The organism is Pseudomonas sp. N40(2020), assembly GCF_014472415.1.
Taxonomy (GTDB): Bacteria; Pseudomonadota; Gammaproteobacteria; order Pseudomonadales; family Pseudomonadaceae; genus Aquipseudomonas.
In genome coordinates this window covers 24,875-41,083 of record NZ_JACSZV010000027.1, presented here as the reverse complement: position 1 = coordinate 41,083, position 16,209 = coordinate 24,875, and the positions used below count along the sequence as shown (strand labels likewise).

Genomic DNA, 16,209 nt, shown 5'->3' with positions numbered 1-16,209 from the left:
CGCTGTTGTGGGACGCGGAGCGTCCCGGGCTGCATTCCCACGCAGAGCGTGGGAACGATCACGCCGCGATCCTCTCGCGGCGTTTTTGTGTGCGGGGTGTTTAGCCCAGGTTCTTGCCCAGCAACGCGTGATACAACTCGCTGTCGCCCAGAATCCCCACCACATGATTGTTATCGTGCAGCACCAGTTTGTTGCCGGTCTGATAACGAATCTGCAATGCATCACGCATGCCGATATTCGAATCCACCAGCGTCGGCTTGCGCTCCAGCCCTTCTACCGCTTGCCCCGGTGCCCAGTTCTGCAGGTTCAGCACCGAACCGTTCTGCCGTGCACCCTTGATGGTGTTGCCTTCCGCCAGATCCAGCCACGAGTCGCCGCCCGGATCGAGGCATACCGAACCGTTGATGCGTTTGCACTTGTCCAGCGTGCGCATCAGGCTGCGACCGCAGAGCACGTTGAGCGGATTGGTGTGCGCCACGAATGTACGCACATAGTCATCCGCCGGGTTCAGCACGATCTCTTCCGGCACGCTGTACTGGATGATCCGGCCGTCTTTCATGATCGCGATACGGCTGCCGAGTTTCAGTGCCTCGTCGAGGTCGTGGCTCACAAACACGATGGTCTTGCTCAGCTTGCGTTGCAGTTCCAGCAGTTCATCCTGCAGACCCTGACGGATCAGCGGGTCAAGTGCCGAGAACGGTTCGTCCATCAGCAGAATGTCGGCATCCATCGCCAGCGCACGGGCCAGGCCCACGCGCTGCTGCATGCCGCCAGAGAGTTCGTCAGGCTTCTTGTTACGCCATTGGGTCAGGCCCACCAGTTCGAGTTTTTCATCGACCAGTTTCTTGCGTTCCTTCTCCGGTCGACCCTGCATTTCCAGACCGAAGCTGATGTTCTCGCGCACGGTCAGCCACGGCATCAGGGCGAACTTCTGGAACACCATGGCGATGCGTTTGGTACGCATCATTTTCAGTTCGGCCGGGGTGCAGGAGGCGATGTCGATCTGACGGTTTTCATGCTCGACGAACAGCTTGCCGCGACTCACGGTGTTGAGGCCGTTGATGCAGCGCAACAGGCTCGACTTGCCGGAACCGGACAAGCCCATCAATACGCAGATTTCGCCTTTGTTGATGTCCAGCGTGGCTTTTTCCACGCCGACAATTTGCCCTGTCTTTTTCAGAATCTCGTTACGGGTCATGCCCTGATCCAGCAGCTTGAGTGCCTCGCGTGGATCCTTGGAGAAGATTACGTCGACGTCTTCGAAGCGAATTATGCTCATGCGTCACCCCCTACTTTAGCGTCGGGTTGTTTGCAGATACGGTCGAGCATGATCGCCAGCAGTACGATCGCCAGGCCTGCTTCGAAGCCCAGGGCGATATCAGCAGTGTTCAGTGCGTTGACCACCGGTTTGCCGAGTCCGTCGGCGCCCACCAGTGCCGCGATCACCACCATCGACAGCGACAGCATGATGCACTGGGTGATGCCGGCCGCGATGCTCGGCATGGCGTGAGGCAGTTCGATCCGTGAGAGCAATTGGCGACGCGAGCAGCCGAAGGCCTTGCCGGCGTCCATCAGTTCTTGTGGGACATCGCGGATGCCCAGGTAGGTCAGGCGGATCGGCGCAGCGATGGCGAACACCACCGTGGAGATCAGGCCTGGCACCACACCCAGCCCGAAGAGGGTCAGGGTAGGAATGAGGTAAACGAAGGTCGGTACGGTCTGCATCAGATCGAGTACCGGACGCATCACTGTGTAGAACATCGGTTTGTGCGCGGCGACGATGCCCAACGGCACGCCGATGACCACGCAGACCAGGGTCGCGAACATGACCTGGGCGAGGGTTTCCATGGTTTCCTGCCAGTAGCCCAGATTGAGGATCAGCAGAAAGGACGCAATCACAAAAACAGTCAGCCCCCATTTGCGCTGGATGAAATGGGCGAGGAGGGCAATGAGGCCGATCAAGACGAAAGGGTTGAACCAGGTGAGCGCAAACGTCACGCCGTGGATCATCGTTTCCAGCGTCACGGCGATGGCGTCGAAGGTGTTGGCGCCGTGTTGCGTCAACCATTCAACGAAGCCCGCGATGTACTGGCCTAAAGGTATTTTCTGATCAATCAGCATGGTAGTGAACGTCCGCATGCAAGGAAATAAACAGCCCGGACGGCCGGAGCCGTCCGGCATAAGCGATTACTGAGCAATCTTGGCTTTCACGGCCTCCAGGCCAGGTTTACCGTCAATGGTGGTCACGCCAGCGAGCCAGGTATCGAGCACTTGTGGATTCTTTTTCAGCCAGGCCTTGGCGGCCGCGTCAGGCTTCATCTTGTCGTCGAGGATGTTGCCCATCAGTTCACTTTCCATGTCGACGGTGAACTCCAGGTTCTTCAGCAACTGGCCGACGTTGCTGCACTCGGTGGCGTAGCCCTTGCGGGTGTTGGTCGCCACAGTTGCGGCACCGAAATCCGGGCCGAAGAATTCGTCACCACCGGTCAGGTACTGGATCTTGAAGCGCTTGTTCATCGGGTGCGGCGCCCAGCCGAGGAACACCACTTCGGTGCCACGCCGAGAAGCACGGTCAACCTGCGAGAGCATGCCCGCTTCGGAGGATTCGACGACTTTGAAACCGGCGGTTTTCAGGCCGAAGGCGTCCTTGTCGATCATGCTCTGGATCAGACGGTTGCCGTCGTTGCCAGGCTCGATGCCGTAGATCTTGCCGTCGAGCTCTTTCTTGAATTTGGCGATGTCGGCGAAGTCATGCAGACCTTTGTCGTACAGGGCTTGCGGCACGGCGAGCGTGTACTTGGCGCCCGTGAGGTTGGTGCGCACGGTTTCCACGGTGCCGGCTTCGCGGTAGGCCTTGATGTCGTTTTCCATGGTCGGCATCCAGTTGCCGAGGAACACGTCCATGTTCTTGCCGTCGGCCAGCGACTTGTAGGTCACCGGCACGGAGATCATGGTGGTCTTGGTCTTGTAGCCGAGGGCGTTGAGAACAACGGAGGTGGTTGCGGTGGTGGCGGTGATGTCGGTCCAGCCGACATCGGAGAAGTTAACGGTACTGCACTGCGCCGGTTCTGCGGCTTGAGCCAGTAACGGCAGACTCAGCATGGCGGCCAACAACAACGACGGGGAACCTTTCATGGATGGACTCCTTGGTGTTTTTTTTGGCAGTGTTCCGACTGTGGACCACCGCACTTATAGGTTGCGGTTGGATGGCGTTCTGGAGACAGCTCTACCACGGCGCCTTGCAATCGAGTCATAACGATCATGTACCAGTGAAAATCTGACGCCTACAGGGGGCGTCGTATCCAGTACAGGGATGGTCGCATCCAGTGTCAGTGACGTCGTTTACAGCTTTTTTCAGCCCCGTTTGGCCATCTGAACCGCATAAAAACGGCGAAAACCGGGGACGAAAGCGCTACGGCGTTAGTGGGCATGAGTGCGTCGGTGTCAGACGCCGTGCGACCCGACAAAAGCCTGATGATGCCGGCATTCCGGCGGATCGCAGCTTGAGCGTAGCAGCTCCGCCAGTGGGCGCTTCACGCCCCGGACCGGCATCCTCAGGAGCTCTGCAGCAATGGCTATCAGCGTTTTCGACCTGTTCAAAATCGGCATCGGCCCTTCCAGTTCTCACACCGTCGGGCCGATGCGCGCCGCGGCATTGTTTGTCGAGACTCTGCGCAGCAAGCATCAGTTGGAACAGGTGCGCCGGGTAGAAGTGCAGTTGTTCGGTTCACTGTCGGCCACCGGCATCGGTCACGGCAGCGACAACGCGGTGATCATGGGCCTGATGGGCGAATGGCCGGACGCAATCGACCCGTCGCAGATCGGCCCGCGCATCCAGGCTTTGCGTGAAACCCACACCCTTCTCTTGGATGGTCGCCTGTCAGTGCCGTTTGTCTGGGCTCGCGACATGCGCCTGATCGACGAAAACCTGCCGTTCCACCCCAACGCCATGACGCTGGTTGCCGAGGGTGATCATGGTGAGTTGCATCGCGACACCTACTATTCAGTCGGCGGCGGCTTCGTGGTGGATGAGGCGCAGGCGTCCAGCGGTGTGGTCGATCTGGATCGCACCGAGTTGCCTTATGACTTTTCCAGCGCCGTCGAGCTGCTGGAGCTGTGCAAAAAGAACAACCTGCGCGTTGCCGAATTGATGATGGCCAACGAGAAGGTCTGGCGCAGTGAAGAAGAAATTCGCGCCGGACTGATGACGCTGTGGCGGGCGATGCAGGATTGCGTCGAGCAGGGCCTGAAACACGAGGGCATTCTGCCCGGTGGTTTGAATGTGCGGCGGCGCGCAGCGAAGTTGCATCGCAGTCTGCAAGAGTTGAACAAGCCCAATGTGATCGGCTCGACCCTGAGTGCGATGGAGTGGGTCAACCTGTTTGCCCTCGCCGTCAACGAAGAGAACGCCGCCGGTGGGCGCATGGTCACGGCACCGACCAATGGTGCGGCGGGGATCATCCCGGCGGTGTTGCACTACTTTATGAAGTTCAGCGAAGCGGTGACTGACGCCAACGTGGTCGATTACTTGCTGGGCGCGGCGGCGGTGGGGATTCTGTGCAAGAAGAACGCCTCGATCTCCGGCGCCGAAGTCGGTTGTCAGGGCGAGGTCGGCTCAGCCTGCGCGATGGCGGCGGCGGGGCTGGCGGAGATTCTTGGCGCCACGCCCGAGCAATTATGCAACGCAGCGGAAATCGGCCTGGAACATAACCTTGGCCTGACCTGCGATCCGGTGGGCGGGCTGGTGCAAGTGCCGTGCATCGAGCGCAACGCGATTGCGGCGGTGAAAGCGATCAACGCGGCGCAGATGGCCTTGCGCGGGGATGGTCAGCATTTCATTTCGCTCGATAGAGTCATCCGCACCATGCGTGATACCGGCGCCGACATGCATGACAAATATAAAGAGACGTCGCGGGGTGGGTTGGCGGTGAGCGCGGTTGAGTGCTGAGACCGAGTTGCCCCAATCGCTGGCAAGCCAGCTCCCACAAAGATTTATGGTGTGATCAAGATATTTGCCACACCGCATAACCTGTGGGAGCTGGCTTGCCAGCGATGAGGCCAGACCAGTCAAAACTGCTCGCTAACTGAACACCCGATTCAAAACACGCCACCTTTTAGCGCGTCGCAATCAGATAAGAGTATTTCCCAGTTCCATCACCTGATTCGCCCCTCCTACCGTCCGTCACCCGTGCCTTGGGTGACACTCCCCGCCAACTGCGCGCAGGCCAGTTCCCACAAGTGCTACCGATTTGCTCACAGGCTACGGGGCAGGGCTTTCGCCATCGCTGATGGCACTTCGAAATACCTTTCGTCGGACCTCTCGAATAGACACGTCGCGACGTCGTTTTCAGGAGTTATTGAACGCTCATTCAATTTTAGGCATGGCAATTGCTCTGTCATAACAAAGCCCGTCTCCCGCATGAGTACGCGGCGATAACAAGAGCCTCCGCCTGAGGCCATCACCCGCTTTGTGTGAGGAGATACCGCGATGACGTCGTTCAACTCAGGGGCCCAACCCCAGAACCGTGCGCCTCAATCCATCGGCTTTCTGCTGCTGGACAATTTCACGCTGATTTCCCTGGCCTCTGCGGTAGAACCGCTACGCATGGCCAATCAATTGTCCGGACGTGAGCTGTATCGCTGGAGCACCCTCACCGTCGATGGCGGCCAGGTGTGGGCCAGTGACGGTCTGCAAATCACCCCCGACGCCTCCATGCACAAAGCCCCGCCGCTGGACACCGTGATCGTCTGCGGCGGCATCGGCATTCAACGCACTGTTACCCGTGAACACGTCTCATGGCTGCAAAGCCAGGCGCGGCAGTCGAAGCGTCTCGGCGCCGTGTGCACCGGCAGTTGGGCGCTGGCCTGCGCCGGCCTGCTCGACGGTTTCGATTGCAGCGTGCACTGGGAATGTCTGGCGGCGATGCAGGAAGCTTTCCCGCGCGTGGCGATGAGCACTCGCCTGTTCACCCTCGACCGTAACCGGTTCACCAGCTCCGGCGGCACCGCGCCGCTGGACATGATGCTGCACCTGATCAGCCGCGATCACGGCCGTGAACTGTCCGCCGCAATCTCGGAGATGTTCGTCTACGAGCGCATCCGCAACGAGCAGGATCACCAGCGCGTGCCGCTCAAGCACATGCTCGGCACCAACCAGCCGAAGTTGCAGGAAATCGTCGCGTTGATGGAAGCGAATCTGGAAGAGCCGATCGATCTGGACGAACTGGCGGTGTACGTCGCCGTGTCGCGTCGACAGCTTGAGCGCCTGTTCCAGAAGTACCTGCACTGCTCGCCGTCACGCTACTACCTCAAGCTGCGTCTGATCCGCGCCCGGCAACTGCTCAAGCAGACGCCGATGTCGATCATCGAAGTGGCTTCGGTGTGTGGTTTCGTGTCGACGCCGCACTTCTCCAAGTGCTACCGCGAATACTTCGGCATTCCGCCGCGTGACGAGCGCGTGGGTTCCAATACGACACAGCAAGTGGCGATGCTGCCGCTGCCGCAGGCGATCGTGATGTCGCCGTTGTCGGGGCCGATGTCGGCGTTGAGCCAGGCGCGGAACGAGTCGACGTTTGCCAGCGTAAGGCTCTGATCAGGATCGTTCCCACGCTCTGCGTGGGAACGCAGCCCGGGACGCTCCGCGTCCCAAAAGGCCGAACGCGGAGCGTCCGTTGAGGCATTCCCACGCGGAGCATGGGAACGATCAAGCGATCAGTGTCAGGCGCTATGGCTTTGTTGGTAATCCGCCAATGCCGGCAACAACTGCTTGTCGATGGCCTGACGCACCGCCGGCTGAATGCTCGCGCCGCTGGTGTACATTTCCTTGACCATCTTGCGCAATTCAAACGCGCGAACGTTATCCAGCCCACGCACCGCACACTCGCAAGCCTGCTCCGCCGTGGAGCCGCTCGGCACTTGAAATCCCAATGCCTTGAGCTGGCCCAACAGGTCTTCCTGATCGATCAAATCGGCATACATCATGAGGCGAATCCTTCTTCGGCAACGGAGGTCGTGGCTCGATTCTGGTAGGCAAGGGGAGGGACGGCAAGGGCGATTTGTCGCAGTGGCCGCGACTGCTATGAACAGGTCGTTTTCGGCTAACTCGTCGTAAAGGGGAGTGGGCACACTGAGCTCAGCTTGCAACACGAAGGTTTGGTCACCCTCGCACGGCAGCTCCTCAACAGTACCCTCTGCCCCGATCCTGTCACGGCTGGTATCGGGGCTTTTTTTGCGATCTAGCGTTGCAACACCAGGATGCGCGACAACAACTCATCCCGGTCGATGTAACCGCCCTGAAAGTGCCGCGCCCCGGTGCTTGGGTCAAACGCATTGCGCGCGTGCAACGTGCGGCGATTATCAAAGCACCACAACTCACCTGGGTTGAGCCGCTGCATCAAGCGAAAACGCGGCTCCCGCGTCATCGCGATAAACCGCCGATAAGCCCGATACAACACCGGCATCTGCTCCACCGACGTCTCGAACGCGCCGCGCAGAAAATTTGCCATGCGAATCTCCGCGACCCGGCCCAGCGTATCCAGTGCAATGATCGGCGCCAGATAGCGATAGTCGCTATGACGATCCTTGTTGCGAAACTCTACCGGGATCTCGCACAGCGCCTGAAATGACGCAGAGTCTTCCTGGCGCAAGGCATCGGCAATCGCAAACCCGTCAACAAAAATGCTCTCGCCACCCTCGGCGTCATTCACCAGACAATGCAGAAATTGCAGCCCCGGTTGCAGCTCTCGGGTTGGCAGATCCGTGTGCAATGGCAGGTTGAAAGCGGTGTAGGCGTTGCTGTCGGCGTTGGCCTTGGATTGCACGTTGAACAGCACGCCGAAATTGCTTTCGCGGATGAAGGAAATGCGTTGCGCAATGGGTTTCAGCGAACCGGTTTCGGTGGGTACGCCGCGCACCTGAGTCAGACCAATATCACGCACGGCGAGCAGCCATTGCAGCAAAGCTGCGTTGTCGTTCATCAGCGCCGAGTAATCGAAGACCGGCAACTGCAAGTCGTTGTGCCAGAGGTAAGGCTTGGGTTTGGCGGCCAGGCGTTCGGCGCGGGATTCGTCGTCATAGGCATGCGCCCGCAGCCAGCCCGGATCGAAACGGCTGAGATGGCCGTCCTGCCAGTCGATGCGCAGGCAGCCTCCGGTATCGATATACGCAGCAACGGGGGCCAGATCCTGTGCCGCATCGACAATCTCGAAAAGCTGTTCGCGAGTGACGTTGTAGACGCACTGTTCACACGGGCAGTTATCCCGCAACCAGACATGATGAAACGGGCTGATGCGGCCATCGGCCCAGGCAATCGAAACGCGATCCGCCAGGGTCTGCACGCCGCTCAGCGCGCTGATCAACGGATAAGTACGGAAGTCGGCAACAGCGGCAGCGGTGTTCATGGCGGCTCCTTGCGATTGGGATTTACCGGGCGGGTGGCAGGGCGATGACGCGGCCGATGTAAGCGGGGGCGGGCAGGTCGGTCTGCTCGGCGACGATGGCTTGCAGGCGGCTCAGGGTGTCGGCACTGAACGGCGCCGAACGCGGGCCGGCAAGGTCGACGTGGAGCAGCATTTGTTCGTTGCCGGCCAGTTCCTGGTCTTCTCCGACCTTATGCAGGCTGTGATAAAGGTGCAGGCGCTTGCTGTCGTGGCCGATGATTTGCGTGCGCACTTCGACGTCGGTGTCGAGCTTCACTTCATGCAGGTAATTGAGGTGCAGTTCGAGGGTGAACAGCGAGTTGCCGCTGGCTTCGCGGTTGTTGCTGTCCATGCCGAGACGGTCCATCAGGGCGTCGGTGGCGTAGCTGAAGATCAGCAGGTAGAAGGCATCGCGCAGGTGGCCGTTGTAGTCGACCCAGTCGGGGATGATGCGGGTTTGGTAGGTGGTGAGGTGGGGCATGGTTTGGATTCCGGCAGTTGGCGGGTCGTTAGGATCAAGAGCAACCCCCTCACCCCAGCCCTCCCGAAACGTCGGACCGCCCCCAAGGGGGCGAGGGGGAAAGGGAGCTGATCGGGGGCTGTTCAGACCTTGAGTTCGGCTCGGTATTTTCAGGTCGGCGTAGCTCGAACATTCACCTCGGTCAGTCCCCTCTCCCCCCGGGAGAGGGCTAGGGTGAGGGCCGCGGTTTGAAGCGGACGCATCACTCGCTGAAACTCATCCCATGCTTCTCCTTGGTAGCTTTCACCGCCTCAAGCACCGCCAGCAAACAATCATCACGATAGCGCTCCAGCGCCGAAATGCTGCGCTCCCCAAGCTGTTCACTGGTGCCATCCACCACGTCATCGATCAACTTGTCGGTCAACTCCGGCGCCGGCAGATACGTCCACGGCAACTGCAACGCCGGGCCGAATTGCGACATGAAGTGGCGCATGCCCGCATCGCCACCCGCCAGCGTGTAAGTCAGGAAAGTGCCCATGAACGACCAGCGCAAACCGGCGCCAAAACGGATCGCATCGTCGATCTCGCCGGTAGTCGCCACACCGTCGTTGACCAGGTGTAGCGCCTCGCGCCACAACGCTTCGAGCAAGCGGTCGGCGATGAAGCCCGGGACTTCCTTGCGCACATGCAGCGGACGCATGCCGAGGGATTCGTAGACTTTCATCGCCGCTTGCACGGCTTCGGGCGCGGTGTTTTTGCCGCCGACCACTTCGACTAGCGGCAGGAGGTAAACCGGGTTGAACGGATGACCGACCACACAGCGTTCCGGGTGCGTCGAACTCTCGTAAAACTCACTCGGTAACAGGCCCGAAGTACTCGATCCAATCAAAGCATTGGGCTTGGCCGCTGCGCTGATTTTGCTGTGCAGTTCCAGTTTCAGCTCCAGGCGTTCCGGGGCGCTTTCCTGAATGAAATCGGCATCGCGCACGCATTCTTCGATGGTCGCGACAAAACGCAGGCGATCTTGGGATGCGCCCGGCGCCAGGCCGCTTTTCTCCAGTGCGCCCCAAGCATTGGCCACGCGTTTGCGCAGTGCCGCTTCAGCCCCGGGCGCCGGGTCCCAGGCCACCACATCGAGGCCGTGGGCGAGGGCGCGGGCAACCCAGCCGCTGCCGATGACACCGCTGCCGAGGGCGGCGAAGGTTTTGATTTCGGTGATAAAGCTCATGGTCATGTCCTTAAGAGTTCTAAAAGCCCATGTGGGCCGTCAGCCGCGCTGGGTCAGGCCCATCTTCTTGCGGCCTTCCGCTGGCGTTAGCACGCGGGCGCCGAGGCGGCTGAGGATCTCGGTGGCGCGTTCGACCAATTGGCCGTTGGTCGCCAGCACGCCTTTGTCCAGCCACAGGTTGTCTTCCAGACCGACCCGCACGTTGCCGCCGAGCAACACCGCTTGCGCGGCCATCGGCATCTGCATCCGGCCGATACCGAACCCGGCCCACACCGCATCCGCCGGCAGGTTGTCGACCATGGCTTTCATGGTGGTGGTATCGGCCGGCGCGCCCCACGGGATGCCCAGGCACAGCTGGAACAAGGGGTTGTCGAGCAAGCCTTCCTTGATCATCTGCTTGGCGAACCACAGGTGACCGGTGTCGAAAATTTCCAGTTCGGCTTTCACGCCCATCTCGGTGATGCGCTTGGCGCCTGCCCGCAGCTGCGCCGGGGTCGAAACGTAAATGGTGTCGCCATCGCCGAAGTTGAGGGTGCCGCAATCGAGGGTGCAGATTTCCGGCAGCAACGCTTCGACGTGAGCCAGGCGAGTCAGCGGGCCGACCAGATCGGTGTTCGGGCCGAACTCCATCGGATTCTCGCCAGCGCCGATCTCCAGGTCGCCGCCCATGCCGGCGGTGAGGTTGACGATGATGTCGACGTCCGCCTCGCGGATGCGCTCCATCACTTCGCGGTACAGCGCCACGTCACGGCTGAACTTGCCGGTCTGTGGATCGCGTACATGGCAGTGCACGACGGTGGCGCCGGCCTTGGCCGCTTCCACGGCGGCTGCGGCGATCTGTTTCGGGGTGACCGGCACGTGGGGGCTCTTGGCGGTCGTGTCGCCAGCACCGGTAAGTGCGCAGGTGATGATGACGTCGTGGTTCATGAGGCAGTTTCCTTCAGGCGTGATGGGTCTGTTCGCAGCCCTTGCCGGGCTGCGAAGCGATGATTCAGTGGTGGGTTATTGGCTGGTCAGTTGCAGGTTTTCAGCGGCTGGTTTGCCGTCGAAAGTGGTCACACCTTCGAGCCAGCGCTGTTTGTCTTGCGGGTGATCCTTGAGCCATTGCTTGGCCGACTCAAAGGCGTCCTTGTGATCAAGCAGCGGCTGCATCATCCGGCTCTCGTCTTCGGCGGTGAACGTCAGGTTGCTCAGCAGGCGACCGATGTTCGGACATTGCTCGGCGTATTTCGGTGCGGTGACCGTCCACACCGTGGCCATGCCTTCGTTCGGGCCGAGGGCGTCGTCGCTGCCGGTGAGGTAGGTCATCTTGACGTTGACGTTCATCGGGTGCGGCGCCCAGCCGAAGAACACCACGGCCTCTTTGCGGCGCACGGCGCGATCGACGGCGGCAAGCATGCCGGCCTCGCTGGACTCGACCAACTGGAACTTGCCGAGGCCGAACTGGTTTTTGGTGATCATTGCCTTGATTTGGGTATTGGCGCCCGAACCCGGCTCGATGCCGTAGATCTTGCCGCCCAGTTCTTTCTCGAACTTGGCGATGTCGGCGAACGTCTTCAGGCCCTTGTCGGCCATATAAGTCGGCACAGCGAGGGTGGCGCGGGCGTCTTTGAGGCTCGGTGCGTCGAGGACTTTGACCTGATTGGCATCGACGAACGGGGTGATGGTCTGGGTCATCAACGGGTTCCAGTAGCCGAGGAACAAGTCCAGACGCTGGTCGCGGATCCCGGCGAAGATGATTTGCTGGGACGCGCTGGTTTGTTTGGTGCTGTAGCCGAGGCCGTCGAGCAGCACCTGGGTCATGGCACTCGTGGCGATCACGTCGGTCCAGTTGACCACGCCCATGCGCACGTTCTGGCAAGACGCGGGTTCGGCCGCCATGACGCTGGCGCTCAAGAAAGCGGTACCGCTGAGTGCAAGAACACAGCTGCTGATCAGTCGTTTCATGTCGGGTTCCTCGGCAGGTCGTTTATTGTGAGTTCCGGCATCTGGCGTGCCGGTGATGCAAAGTTACGCAGCTATACGCCCTTGAAAGCGCACTGCGGCGACTGGCATTTGCACTGTAGCGACCTGTGCGCTTGAACGCTGACGACAATCGGCGTATCAACGATCCACGCTACCCGCCGACCGAGTGCGCACATGTCCCAGGATTTCTACTTTTTGCTGATGCCGGGGTTCTCCGCCATTGGCTTTATTTCCGCGATCGAACCGCTGCGCGTGGCCAACCGCTTTCGTGGCGAGTTGTACCGCTGGCATGTGCTGAGCGCTGACGGCGGGGCGGTGCTGGCGAGTAACGGCATGTCGGTCAACGCCGACGCGGCGTTGGAGCCGCTGAAGAAAGGCGCGACGTTGTTGGTGGTGGCCGGCTTCGAACCGCTGAAGTTCGCCACGCCGACGCTGGAGCATTGGCTGCGACGGCTGGACAACGAAGGCGTGACCCTCGGCGCCATCGACACCGGCAGTTTCGTCCTCGCCGAGGCTGGCCTGCTCGATGGTCATCGCCTGACCCTGCACTGGGAAGCCATCGACGCCTTCAAGGAATCTTATCCACAGCTCAGCGTGACCCAGGAGCTGTTCGAAATCGACCGTCGACGGATCACCTCGGCCGGCGGCACCGCCTCCATCGACTTGATGCTCGACCTGATCGCCCAGGCCCACGGCCCGCAACTTGCGATTCAGGTCAGCGAACAGTTTGTGTTGGGGCGAATTCGTCCACGCAAAGACCATCAACGCATGGAAGTCGCCACGCGCTACGGCATCAGCAACAAGAAGCTGGTTCAGGTGATTGGCGAGATGGAACAACACAGCGAACCGCCGCTGACCACGTTGGCGTTGGCGGAATCGATCAAAGTGACCCGGCGCCAACTTGAGCGCTTGTTTCGGCTGCATCTGAACGACACGCCGAGTAATTTTTATCTGCGCTTAAGGCTGGAAAAGGCACGGCAGTTGTTGCGCCAGACCGACATGAGCGTGCTGGAAGTCAGCATCGCTTGCGGCTTTGAATCACCGTCGTATTTCACAAGAAGTTACCGAGCAAAATTCGCCCGCTGCCCCCGCGAAGACCGACGTACCGCCCAAGCCTGAGGGGTTTCAGCAACGCCATAGAACCCTGTGGGAGCGGGCTAGCCCGCGATGAGGCCAGCACATCCAACATTGTTATTGCCTGACACACCGCCATCGCGGGCAAGCCCGCTCCCACAGGTTCCAATGTAATGTCGGGAATCGGATTACTTCTTCACCAACGCCGAACACGCCGCCTTGTAAGCCTCATGCTGATACTTGTTCAGCGTCCCCGGCAGTTCAAAATTGTGCTTCTTGGCCTGGGCATTGATCGTCTGCGGTGACAACAACGTCACCTCGCAGCTATCAAGCAACTGAAACACACCCTCTATCTTGAACGTGGTCGGCCCGCCGGCAAACTCGCCCTTCTTGCTGCGCTTCTTGATCGCGATCCGGTCAATCGAATTCTCCCGCACAAACGACGCCACCTGCGCGGCGAAGCGCTTGACGTTGGCCGCCTCGTCGTCATCGTCGAGGGCGATTTTCTTGGTGCTGAGGGCGACGTGACTCAGGGTCGAACCGTCGAGAGCGGCCACGGCGATGATCGCTTCGCTGCCTTTGATTTCAATGCCGCAGATGTTCATGGGAATTCCTTTGAATGAAGAGGGCAGCCTACAACTCAAGTTGATTGGCCGTGATGCCGAATGCTGCTGCAATTTTCTCGCGGGTCGTCCTGCGTGGCTTCGCTACCGTTTCCTGTTGAGCGAACGCCGGCTGGGAAATTCCCAGACGTTTCGCCACTTCTTCCTGAGTTAGGTTCAGGTGTTCGCGCCAGGCGCGGATCGGTGTCGCCCCGTCGACCATTCGACTGACCACCTCATGCGGGATCAGATCGGGCTGCGTCTTCTGTGCGACGTATTGAGCGTAGGGAATGACTACGAAGGCGGGGTTACCCTCGGCATCGTTGATGATTTGGATGTCAGTAGGTGCGTTCATCGCGTTTTTTGACCTCTTGAATACTGACCACTTTGATTGCGCCATCCCAATCGAACATGACTCGATAATTGCCGACGCGCAGGCGGTAGGCGTAGTCATGGCCTATCAGTGCTTTGACATTGCCAACATCAGGCATGTCGGCAAGCGCCGTAACGGCATCCCGAACCTGCGCCTGATGTGCGGTGTGCAATTTCAGGAGTTGCTTAACGGCCTTTCGAGTCCAGTGGATGCTGTTCATGGAAGAATATAAGTCTTTTATAAGATTCGCGAATCTTTACTTATATTTTTCCGGTGGCCAATCAACAATCGTTGACCGCATGTTGCGTGGAAGGCCCTTCGTTTTAGGCATTCAAGCAATTTGTGTAGGCGATGTCGGAGTAATTTGTAGGAAGAGAGGAGTGTGGGGTTGAAAGCCGGAGGCAGTTCCAGCTTTCAGGATTACTCCTGCCCAATCGACTCCAAAAACTCCGACCGCTCATCGCTCATCCGCGCCACACAGTCATTTTGCGCAATCTTGAACGCCTTGCTGCCTTCGGTGGCCGGGAAGGCTTCCACCGCGCAATCTGCATCCCGCGTCTTCAGCCACTGCTGCTGGGCGGTTTTGAGTTTGGTGGTGATGTCGGCCAGCTGCGCCGGGTTCTTGCCGTACGCGGTTTGCATGCGTTCGGCGAGGCTGGCGTAGTTGTCTTTGAGCAGGTCTTCGGCGGTGGTGCGGCTGTAGGTCGAGCATTCCAGGGTCTGGACGTCGCTTTCGACTGCGTCGCACGGGTTGTTGTCGGACTCTTCAGCGGCGTGTACGCCGGTCGCAATCAAAGCCAAAGCCAGGAAGATCGATTTCATTGATGTCGCCGCTCTAATCCAGTGGTGTTTCCAAGATGCGGGAGATTCTGGCTCAAGCTTGCAGGCTTGAACAGGTGGCTGGTCGGGCCGCTTGGTGACCCTTTGTCGCGGATTGACGCTTTCGGCAATTCCCCTGTCGTTTTTGCACCCGGTCGCCCCGGCACCGAGGCATATGCTGGCCCCAAAGCGCCGGCAGACGATTCGGCGCATGAATCGCCAATAAGGGGACGCCTGATGAGCCCAGCCGAATTACACGCCGACAGCATCGTTATCGACGGTCTGATCATTGCCAAATGGAACCGTGAGCTGTTCGAAGACATGCGCAAGGGCGGTCTGACGGCGGCCAACTGCACCGTGTCAGTGTGGGAAGGCTTTCAGGCGACCGTGAACAACATCGCTGCCAGCCAGAAGCTGATCCGCGAAAACAGCGACCTGGTGATGCCGGTACGCACCACCGCCGACATTCGTCGTGCCAAAGAGCAAGGCAAGACCGGCATCCTGTTCGGCTTCCAGAATGCCCACGCGTTTGAAGACCAGATCGGCTATGTCGAGGTGTTCAAGCAGCTCGGCGTCGGCATCGTGCAGATGTGCTACAACACCCAGAACCTGGTCGGCACCGGTTGCTACGAGCGTGACGGCGGCCTGTCGGGCTTCGGTCGCGAGATCGTTGCCGAGATGAACTGCGTTGGCGTGATGTGCGACCTGTCCCACGTCGGCTCCAAGACCTCCGAGGAAGTCATCCTCGAATCGAAAAAACCGGTCTGCTATTCCCACTGCCTGCCGTCGGGTCTTAAAGAGCACCCGCGCAACAAGTCCGATGAAGAGCTCAAGTTCATTGCCGACCACGGCGGTTTTGTCGGCGTGACCATGTTCGCGCCGTTCCTCGCCAAGGGCATCGATTCGACCATCGACGACTACGCCGAAGCCATCGAATACGTGATGAACATCGTTGGCGAAGATTCCATTGGCATCGGCACCGACTTCACCCAGGGCCATGGCCAGGACTTCTTCGAATACCTGACCCACGACAAGGGCTACGCCCGCCGTCTGACCAGCTTCGGCAAGATCATCAACCCGCTGGGCATCCGCACCGTCGGCGAGTTCCCGAACCTGACTGAAACCCTGCTCAAGCGTGGCCACTCCGAGCACGTGGTGCGCAAGATCATGGGCGAGAACTGGGTGAACGTCCTAAAGGACGTCTGGGGCGAATAAGCCGCTGCACTTCTGAATCCTTTCCTCCGGCCGTCCGCGCCAGGGGCAACAAACCA

At 59.8% G+C, this 16,209-nt stretch carries 17 protein-coding genes; 4 read left to right on the top strand and 13 right to left on the bottom strand.

What is annotated here, in order from left to right; all coding sequences use genetic code 11:
- Positions 1–100 precede the first annotated feature (100 nt).
- The 3 genes from choV to IAI51_RS17825 form a co-directional block, all read right to left on the bottom strand.
- Positions 101–1,279: a choline ABC transporter ATP-binding protein gene (gene choV, locus IAI51_RS17835; RefSeq protein ID WP_016772804.1), complete on the bottom strand. Its 1,179-nt coding sequence runs from the start codon at positions 1,277–1,279 to the stop codon at positions 101–103.
- On the bottom strand, positions 1,276–2,121 hold the full coding sequence (gene choW / locus IAI51_RS17830; protein WP_187679677.1) for a choline ABC transporter permease subunit: 846 nt from the start codon (positions 2,119–2,121) through the stop codon (positions 1,276–1,278). The genes choV and choW overlap by 4 nt, the downstream gene beginning before the upstream one ends.
- 66 nt (positions 2,122–2,187) lie before the next feature.
- A complete protein-coding gene (locus tag IAI51_RS17825; RefSeq protein WP_187679676.1) occupies positions 2,188–3,135 on the bottom strand; it encodes a choline ABC transporter substrate-binding protein in 948 nt (315 codons plus the stop codon).
- Positions 3,136–3,571: 436 nt separating this feature from the next.
- Here IAI51_RS17825 and IAI51_RS17820 point away from each other — a divergent pair, with 436 nt between their 5' ends.
- Together IAI51_RS17820 and IAI51_RS17815 are read left to right on the top strand one after the other, a co-directional pair.
- A complete protein-coding gene (locus IAI51_RS17820; protein ID WP_187679675.1) occupies positions 3,572–4,948 on the top strand; it encodes an L-serine ammonia-lyase in 1,377 nt (458 codons plus the stop codon).
- Between the two features lie 540 nt (positions 4,949–5,488).
- Positions 5,489–6,592 (top strand): GlxA family transcriptional regulator, encoded by a 1,104-nt coding sequence (locus tag IAI51_RS17815; protein WP_007949927.1) that lies wholly within the window; start codon positions 5,489–5,491, stop codon positions 6,590–6,592.
- A 125-nt stretch (positions 6,593–6,717) separates the two neighbouring features.
- On the opposite strand, the gene IAI51_RS17810 is transcribed toward IAI51_RS17815, so the two are convergent.
- The 6 genes from IAI51_RS17810 to IAI51_RS17785 all read right to left on the bottom strand — a co-directional run bounded on the left by IAI51_RS17810 (position 6,718) and on the right by IAI51_RS17785 (position 12,052).
- Positions 6,718–6,981, bottom strand: a complete 264-nt coding sequence (locus tag IAI51_RS17810) for a hypothetical protein (RefSeq protein ID WP_187679674.1) — start codon at positions 6,979–6,981, stop codon at positions 6,718–6,720.
- A gap of 254 nt (positions 6,982–7,235) precedes the next feature.
- Positions 7,236–8,399: a gamma-butyrobetaine dioxygenase gene (locus IAI51_RS17805; protein ID WP_187679673.1), complete on the bottom strand. Its 1,164-nt coding sequence runs from the start codon at positions 8,397–8,399 to the stop codon at positions 7,236–7,238.
- A 22-nt stretch (positions 8,400–8,421) separates the two neighbouring features.
- On the bottom strand, positions 8,422–8,898 hold the full coding sequence (locus IAI51_RS17800; protein ID WP_187679672.1) for a thioesterase family protein: 477 nt from the start codon (positions 8,896–8,898) through the stop codon (positions 8,422–8,424).
- Between the two features lie 241 nt (positions 8,899–9,139).
- The gene (locus IAI51_RS17795) at positions 9,140–10,105 is read right to left on the bottom strand and encodes an L-carnitine dehydrogenase (RefSeq protein WP_187679671.1); all 966 of its coding nucleotides are present in this window, start codon (positions 10,103–10,105) and stop codon (positions 9,140–9,142) included.
- Between the two features lie 39 nt (positions 10,106–10,144).
- Positions 10,145–11,032 (bottom strand): 3-keto-5-aminohexanoate cleavage protein, encoded by an 888-nt coding sequence (locus IAI51_RS17790; RefSeq protein ID WP_187679670.1) that lies wholly within the window; start codon positions 11,030–11,032, stop codon positions 10,145–10,147.
- A 75-nt stretch (positions 11,033–11,107) separates the two neighbouring features.
- A complete protein-coding gene (locus IAI51_RS17785; RefSeq protein WP_187679669.1) occupies positions 11,108–12,052 on the bottom strand; it encodes a choline ABC transporter substrate-binding protein in 945 nt (314 codons plus the stop codon).
- 192 nt (positions 12,053–12,244) lie between these two features.
- On the opposite strand from IAI51_RS17785, the gene IAI51_RS17780 reads away from it, so the two are divergent.
- Positions 12,245–13,189 (top strand): GlxA family transcriptional regulator, encoded by a 945-nt coding sequence (locus tag IAI51_RS17780; protein WP_187679668.1) that lies wholly within the window; start codon positions 12,245–12,247, stop codon positions 13,187–13,189.
- Between the two features lie 143 nt (positions 13,190–13,332).
- Here IAI51_RS17780 and IAI51_RS17775 read toward each other — a convergent pair whose 3' ends face one another.
- The 4 genes from IAI51_RS17775 to IAI51_RS17760 form a co-directional block, all read right to left on the bottom strand.
- The gene (locus tag IAI51_RS17775) at positions 13,333–13,749 is read right to left on the bottom strand and encodes a DUF3010 family protein (protein ID WP_187679667.1); all 417 of its coding nucleotides are present in this window, start codon (positions 13,747–13,749) and stop codon (positions 13,333–13,335) included.
- 28 nt (positions 13,750–13,777) lie between these two features.
- The gene (locus tag IAI51_RS17770) at positions 13,778–14,101 is read right to left on the bottom strand and encodes a helix-turn-helix domain-containing protein (RefSeq protein WP_187679666.1); all 324 of its coding nucleotides are present in this window, start codon (positions 14,099–14,101) and stop codon (positions 13,778–13,780) included.
- Positions 14,085–14,339 carry a type II toxin-antitoxin system RelE family toxin gene (locus tag IAI51_RS17765; RefSeq protein ID WP_187679665.1) on the bottom strand — a complete coding sequence of 85 codons (255 nt, stop codon included), beginning with the start codon at positions 14,337–14,339 and terminating at the stop codon, positions 14,085–14,087. Before IAI51_RS17765 ends, IAI51_RS17770 begins: the two co-directional genes overlap by 17 nt.
- 200 nt (positions 14,340–14,539) lie before the next feature.
- The gene (locus IAI51_RS17760; RefSeq protein ID WP_187679664.1) at positions 14,540–14,941 is read right to left on the bottom strand and encodes a lysozyme inhibitor LprI family protein; all 402 of its coding nucleotides are present in this window, start codon (positions 14,939–14,941) and stop codon (positions 14,540–14,542) included.
- 234 nt (positions 14,942–15,175) lie between these two features.
- Here IAI51_RS17760 and IAI51_RS17755 point away from each other — a divergent pair, with 234 nt between their 5' ends.
- Positions 15,176–16,153, top strand: a complete 978-nt coding sequence (locus IAI51_RS17755; protein ID WP_187679663.1) for a dipeptidase — start codon at positions 15,176–15,178, stop codon at positions 16,151–16,153.
- Positions 16,154–16,209: the final 56 nt, after the last annotated feature.

Excerpts from the sequence above, each read along its gene's own strand:
- IAI51_RS17765 (WP_187679665.1), bottom strand. The coding sequence starts at position 14,339 with ATGAACAGCATCCACTGGACTCGAAAGGCCGTTAAGCAACTCCTGAAA.
- IAI51_RS17755 (WP_187679663.1), top strand. The coding sequence starts at position 15,176 with ATGAGCCCAGCCGAATTACACGCCGACAGCATCGTTATCGACGGTCTG.
- IAI51_RS17780 (WP_187679668.1), top strand. The coding sequence starts at position 12,245 with ATGTCCCAGGATTTCTACTTTTTGCTGATGCCGGGGTTCTCCGCCATT.
- choV (WP_016772804.1), bottom strand. The coding sequence starts at position 1,279 with ATGAGCATAATTCGCTTCGAAGACGTCGACGTAATCTTCTCCAAGGAT.
- IAI51_RS17815 (WP_007949927.1), top strand. The coding sequence starts at position 5,489 with ATGACGTCGTTCAACTCAGGGGCCCAACCCCAGAACCGTGCGCCTCAA.
- IAI51_RS17800 (WP_187679672.1), bottom strand. The coding sequence starts at position 8,898 with ATGCCCCACCTCACCACCTACCAAACCCGCATCATCCCCGACTGGGTC.
- IAI51_RS17795 (WP_187679671.1), bottom strand. The coding sequence starts at position 10,105 with ATGAGCTTTATCACCGAAATCAAAACCTTCGCCGCCCTCGGCAGCGGT.
- IAI51_RS17820 (WP_187679675.1), top strand. The coding sequence starts at position 3,572 with ATGGCTATCAGCGTTTTCGACCTGTTCAAAATCGGCATCGGCCCTTCC.
- IAI51_RS17760 (WP_187679664.1), bottom strand. The coding sequence starts at position 14,941 with ATGAAATCGATCTTCCTGGCTTTGGCTTTGATTGCGACCGGCGTACAC.
- IAI51_RS17785 (WP_187679669.1), bottom strand. The coding sequence starts at position 12,052 with ATGAAACGACTGATCAGCAGCTGTGTTCTTGCACTCAGCGGTACCGCT.
- IAI51_RS17805 (WP_187679673.1), bottom strand. The coding sequence starts at position 8,399 with ATGAACACCGCTGCCGCTGTTGCCGACTTCCGTACTTATCCGTTGATC.
- IAI51_RS17775 (WP_187679667.1), bottom strand. The coding sequence starts at position 13,749 with ATGAACATCTGCGGCATTGAAATCAAAGGCAGCGAAGCGATCATCGCC.
- IAI51_RS17825 (WP_187679676.1), bottom strand. The coding sequence starts at position 3,135 with ATGAAAGGTTCCCCGTCGTTGTTGTTGGCCGCCATGCTGAGTCTGCCG.
- IAI51_RS17810 (WP_187679674.1), bottom strand. The coding sequence starts at position 6,981 with ATGATGTATGCCGATTTGATCGATCAGGAAGACCTGTTGGGCCAGCTC.
- IAI51_RS17790 (WP_187679670.1), bottom strand. The coding sequence starts at position 11,032 with ATGAACCACGACGTCATCATCACCTGCGCACTTACCGGTGCTGGCGAC.
- choW (WP_187679677.1), bottom strand. The coding sequence starts at position 2,121 with ATGCTGATTGATCAGAAAATACCTTTAGGCCAGTACATCGCGGGCTTC.
- IAI51_RS17770 (WP_187679666.1), bottom strand. The coding sequence starts at position 14,101 with ATGAACGCACCTACTGACATCCAAATCATCAACGATGCCGAGGGTAAC.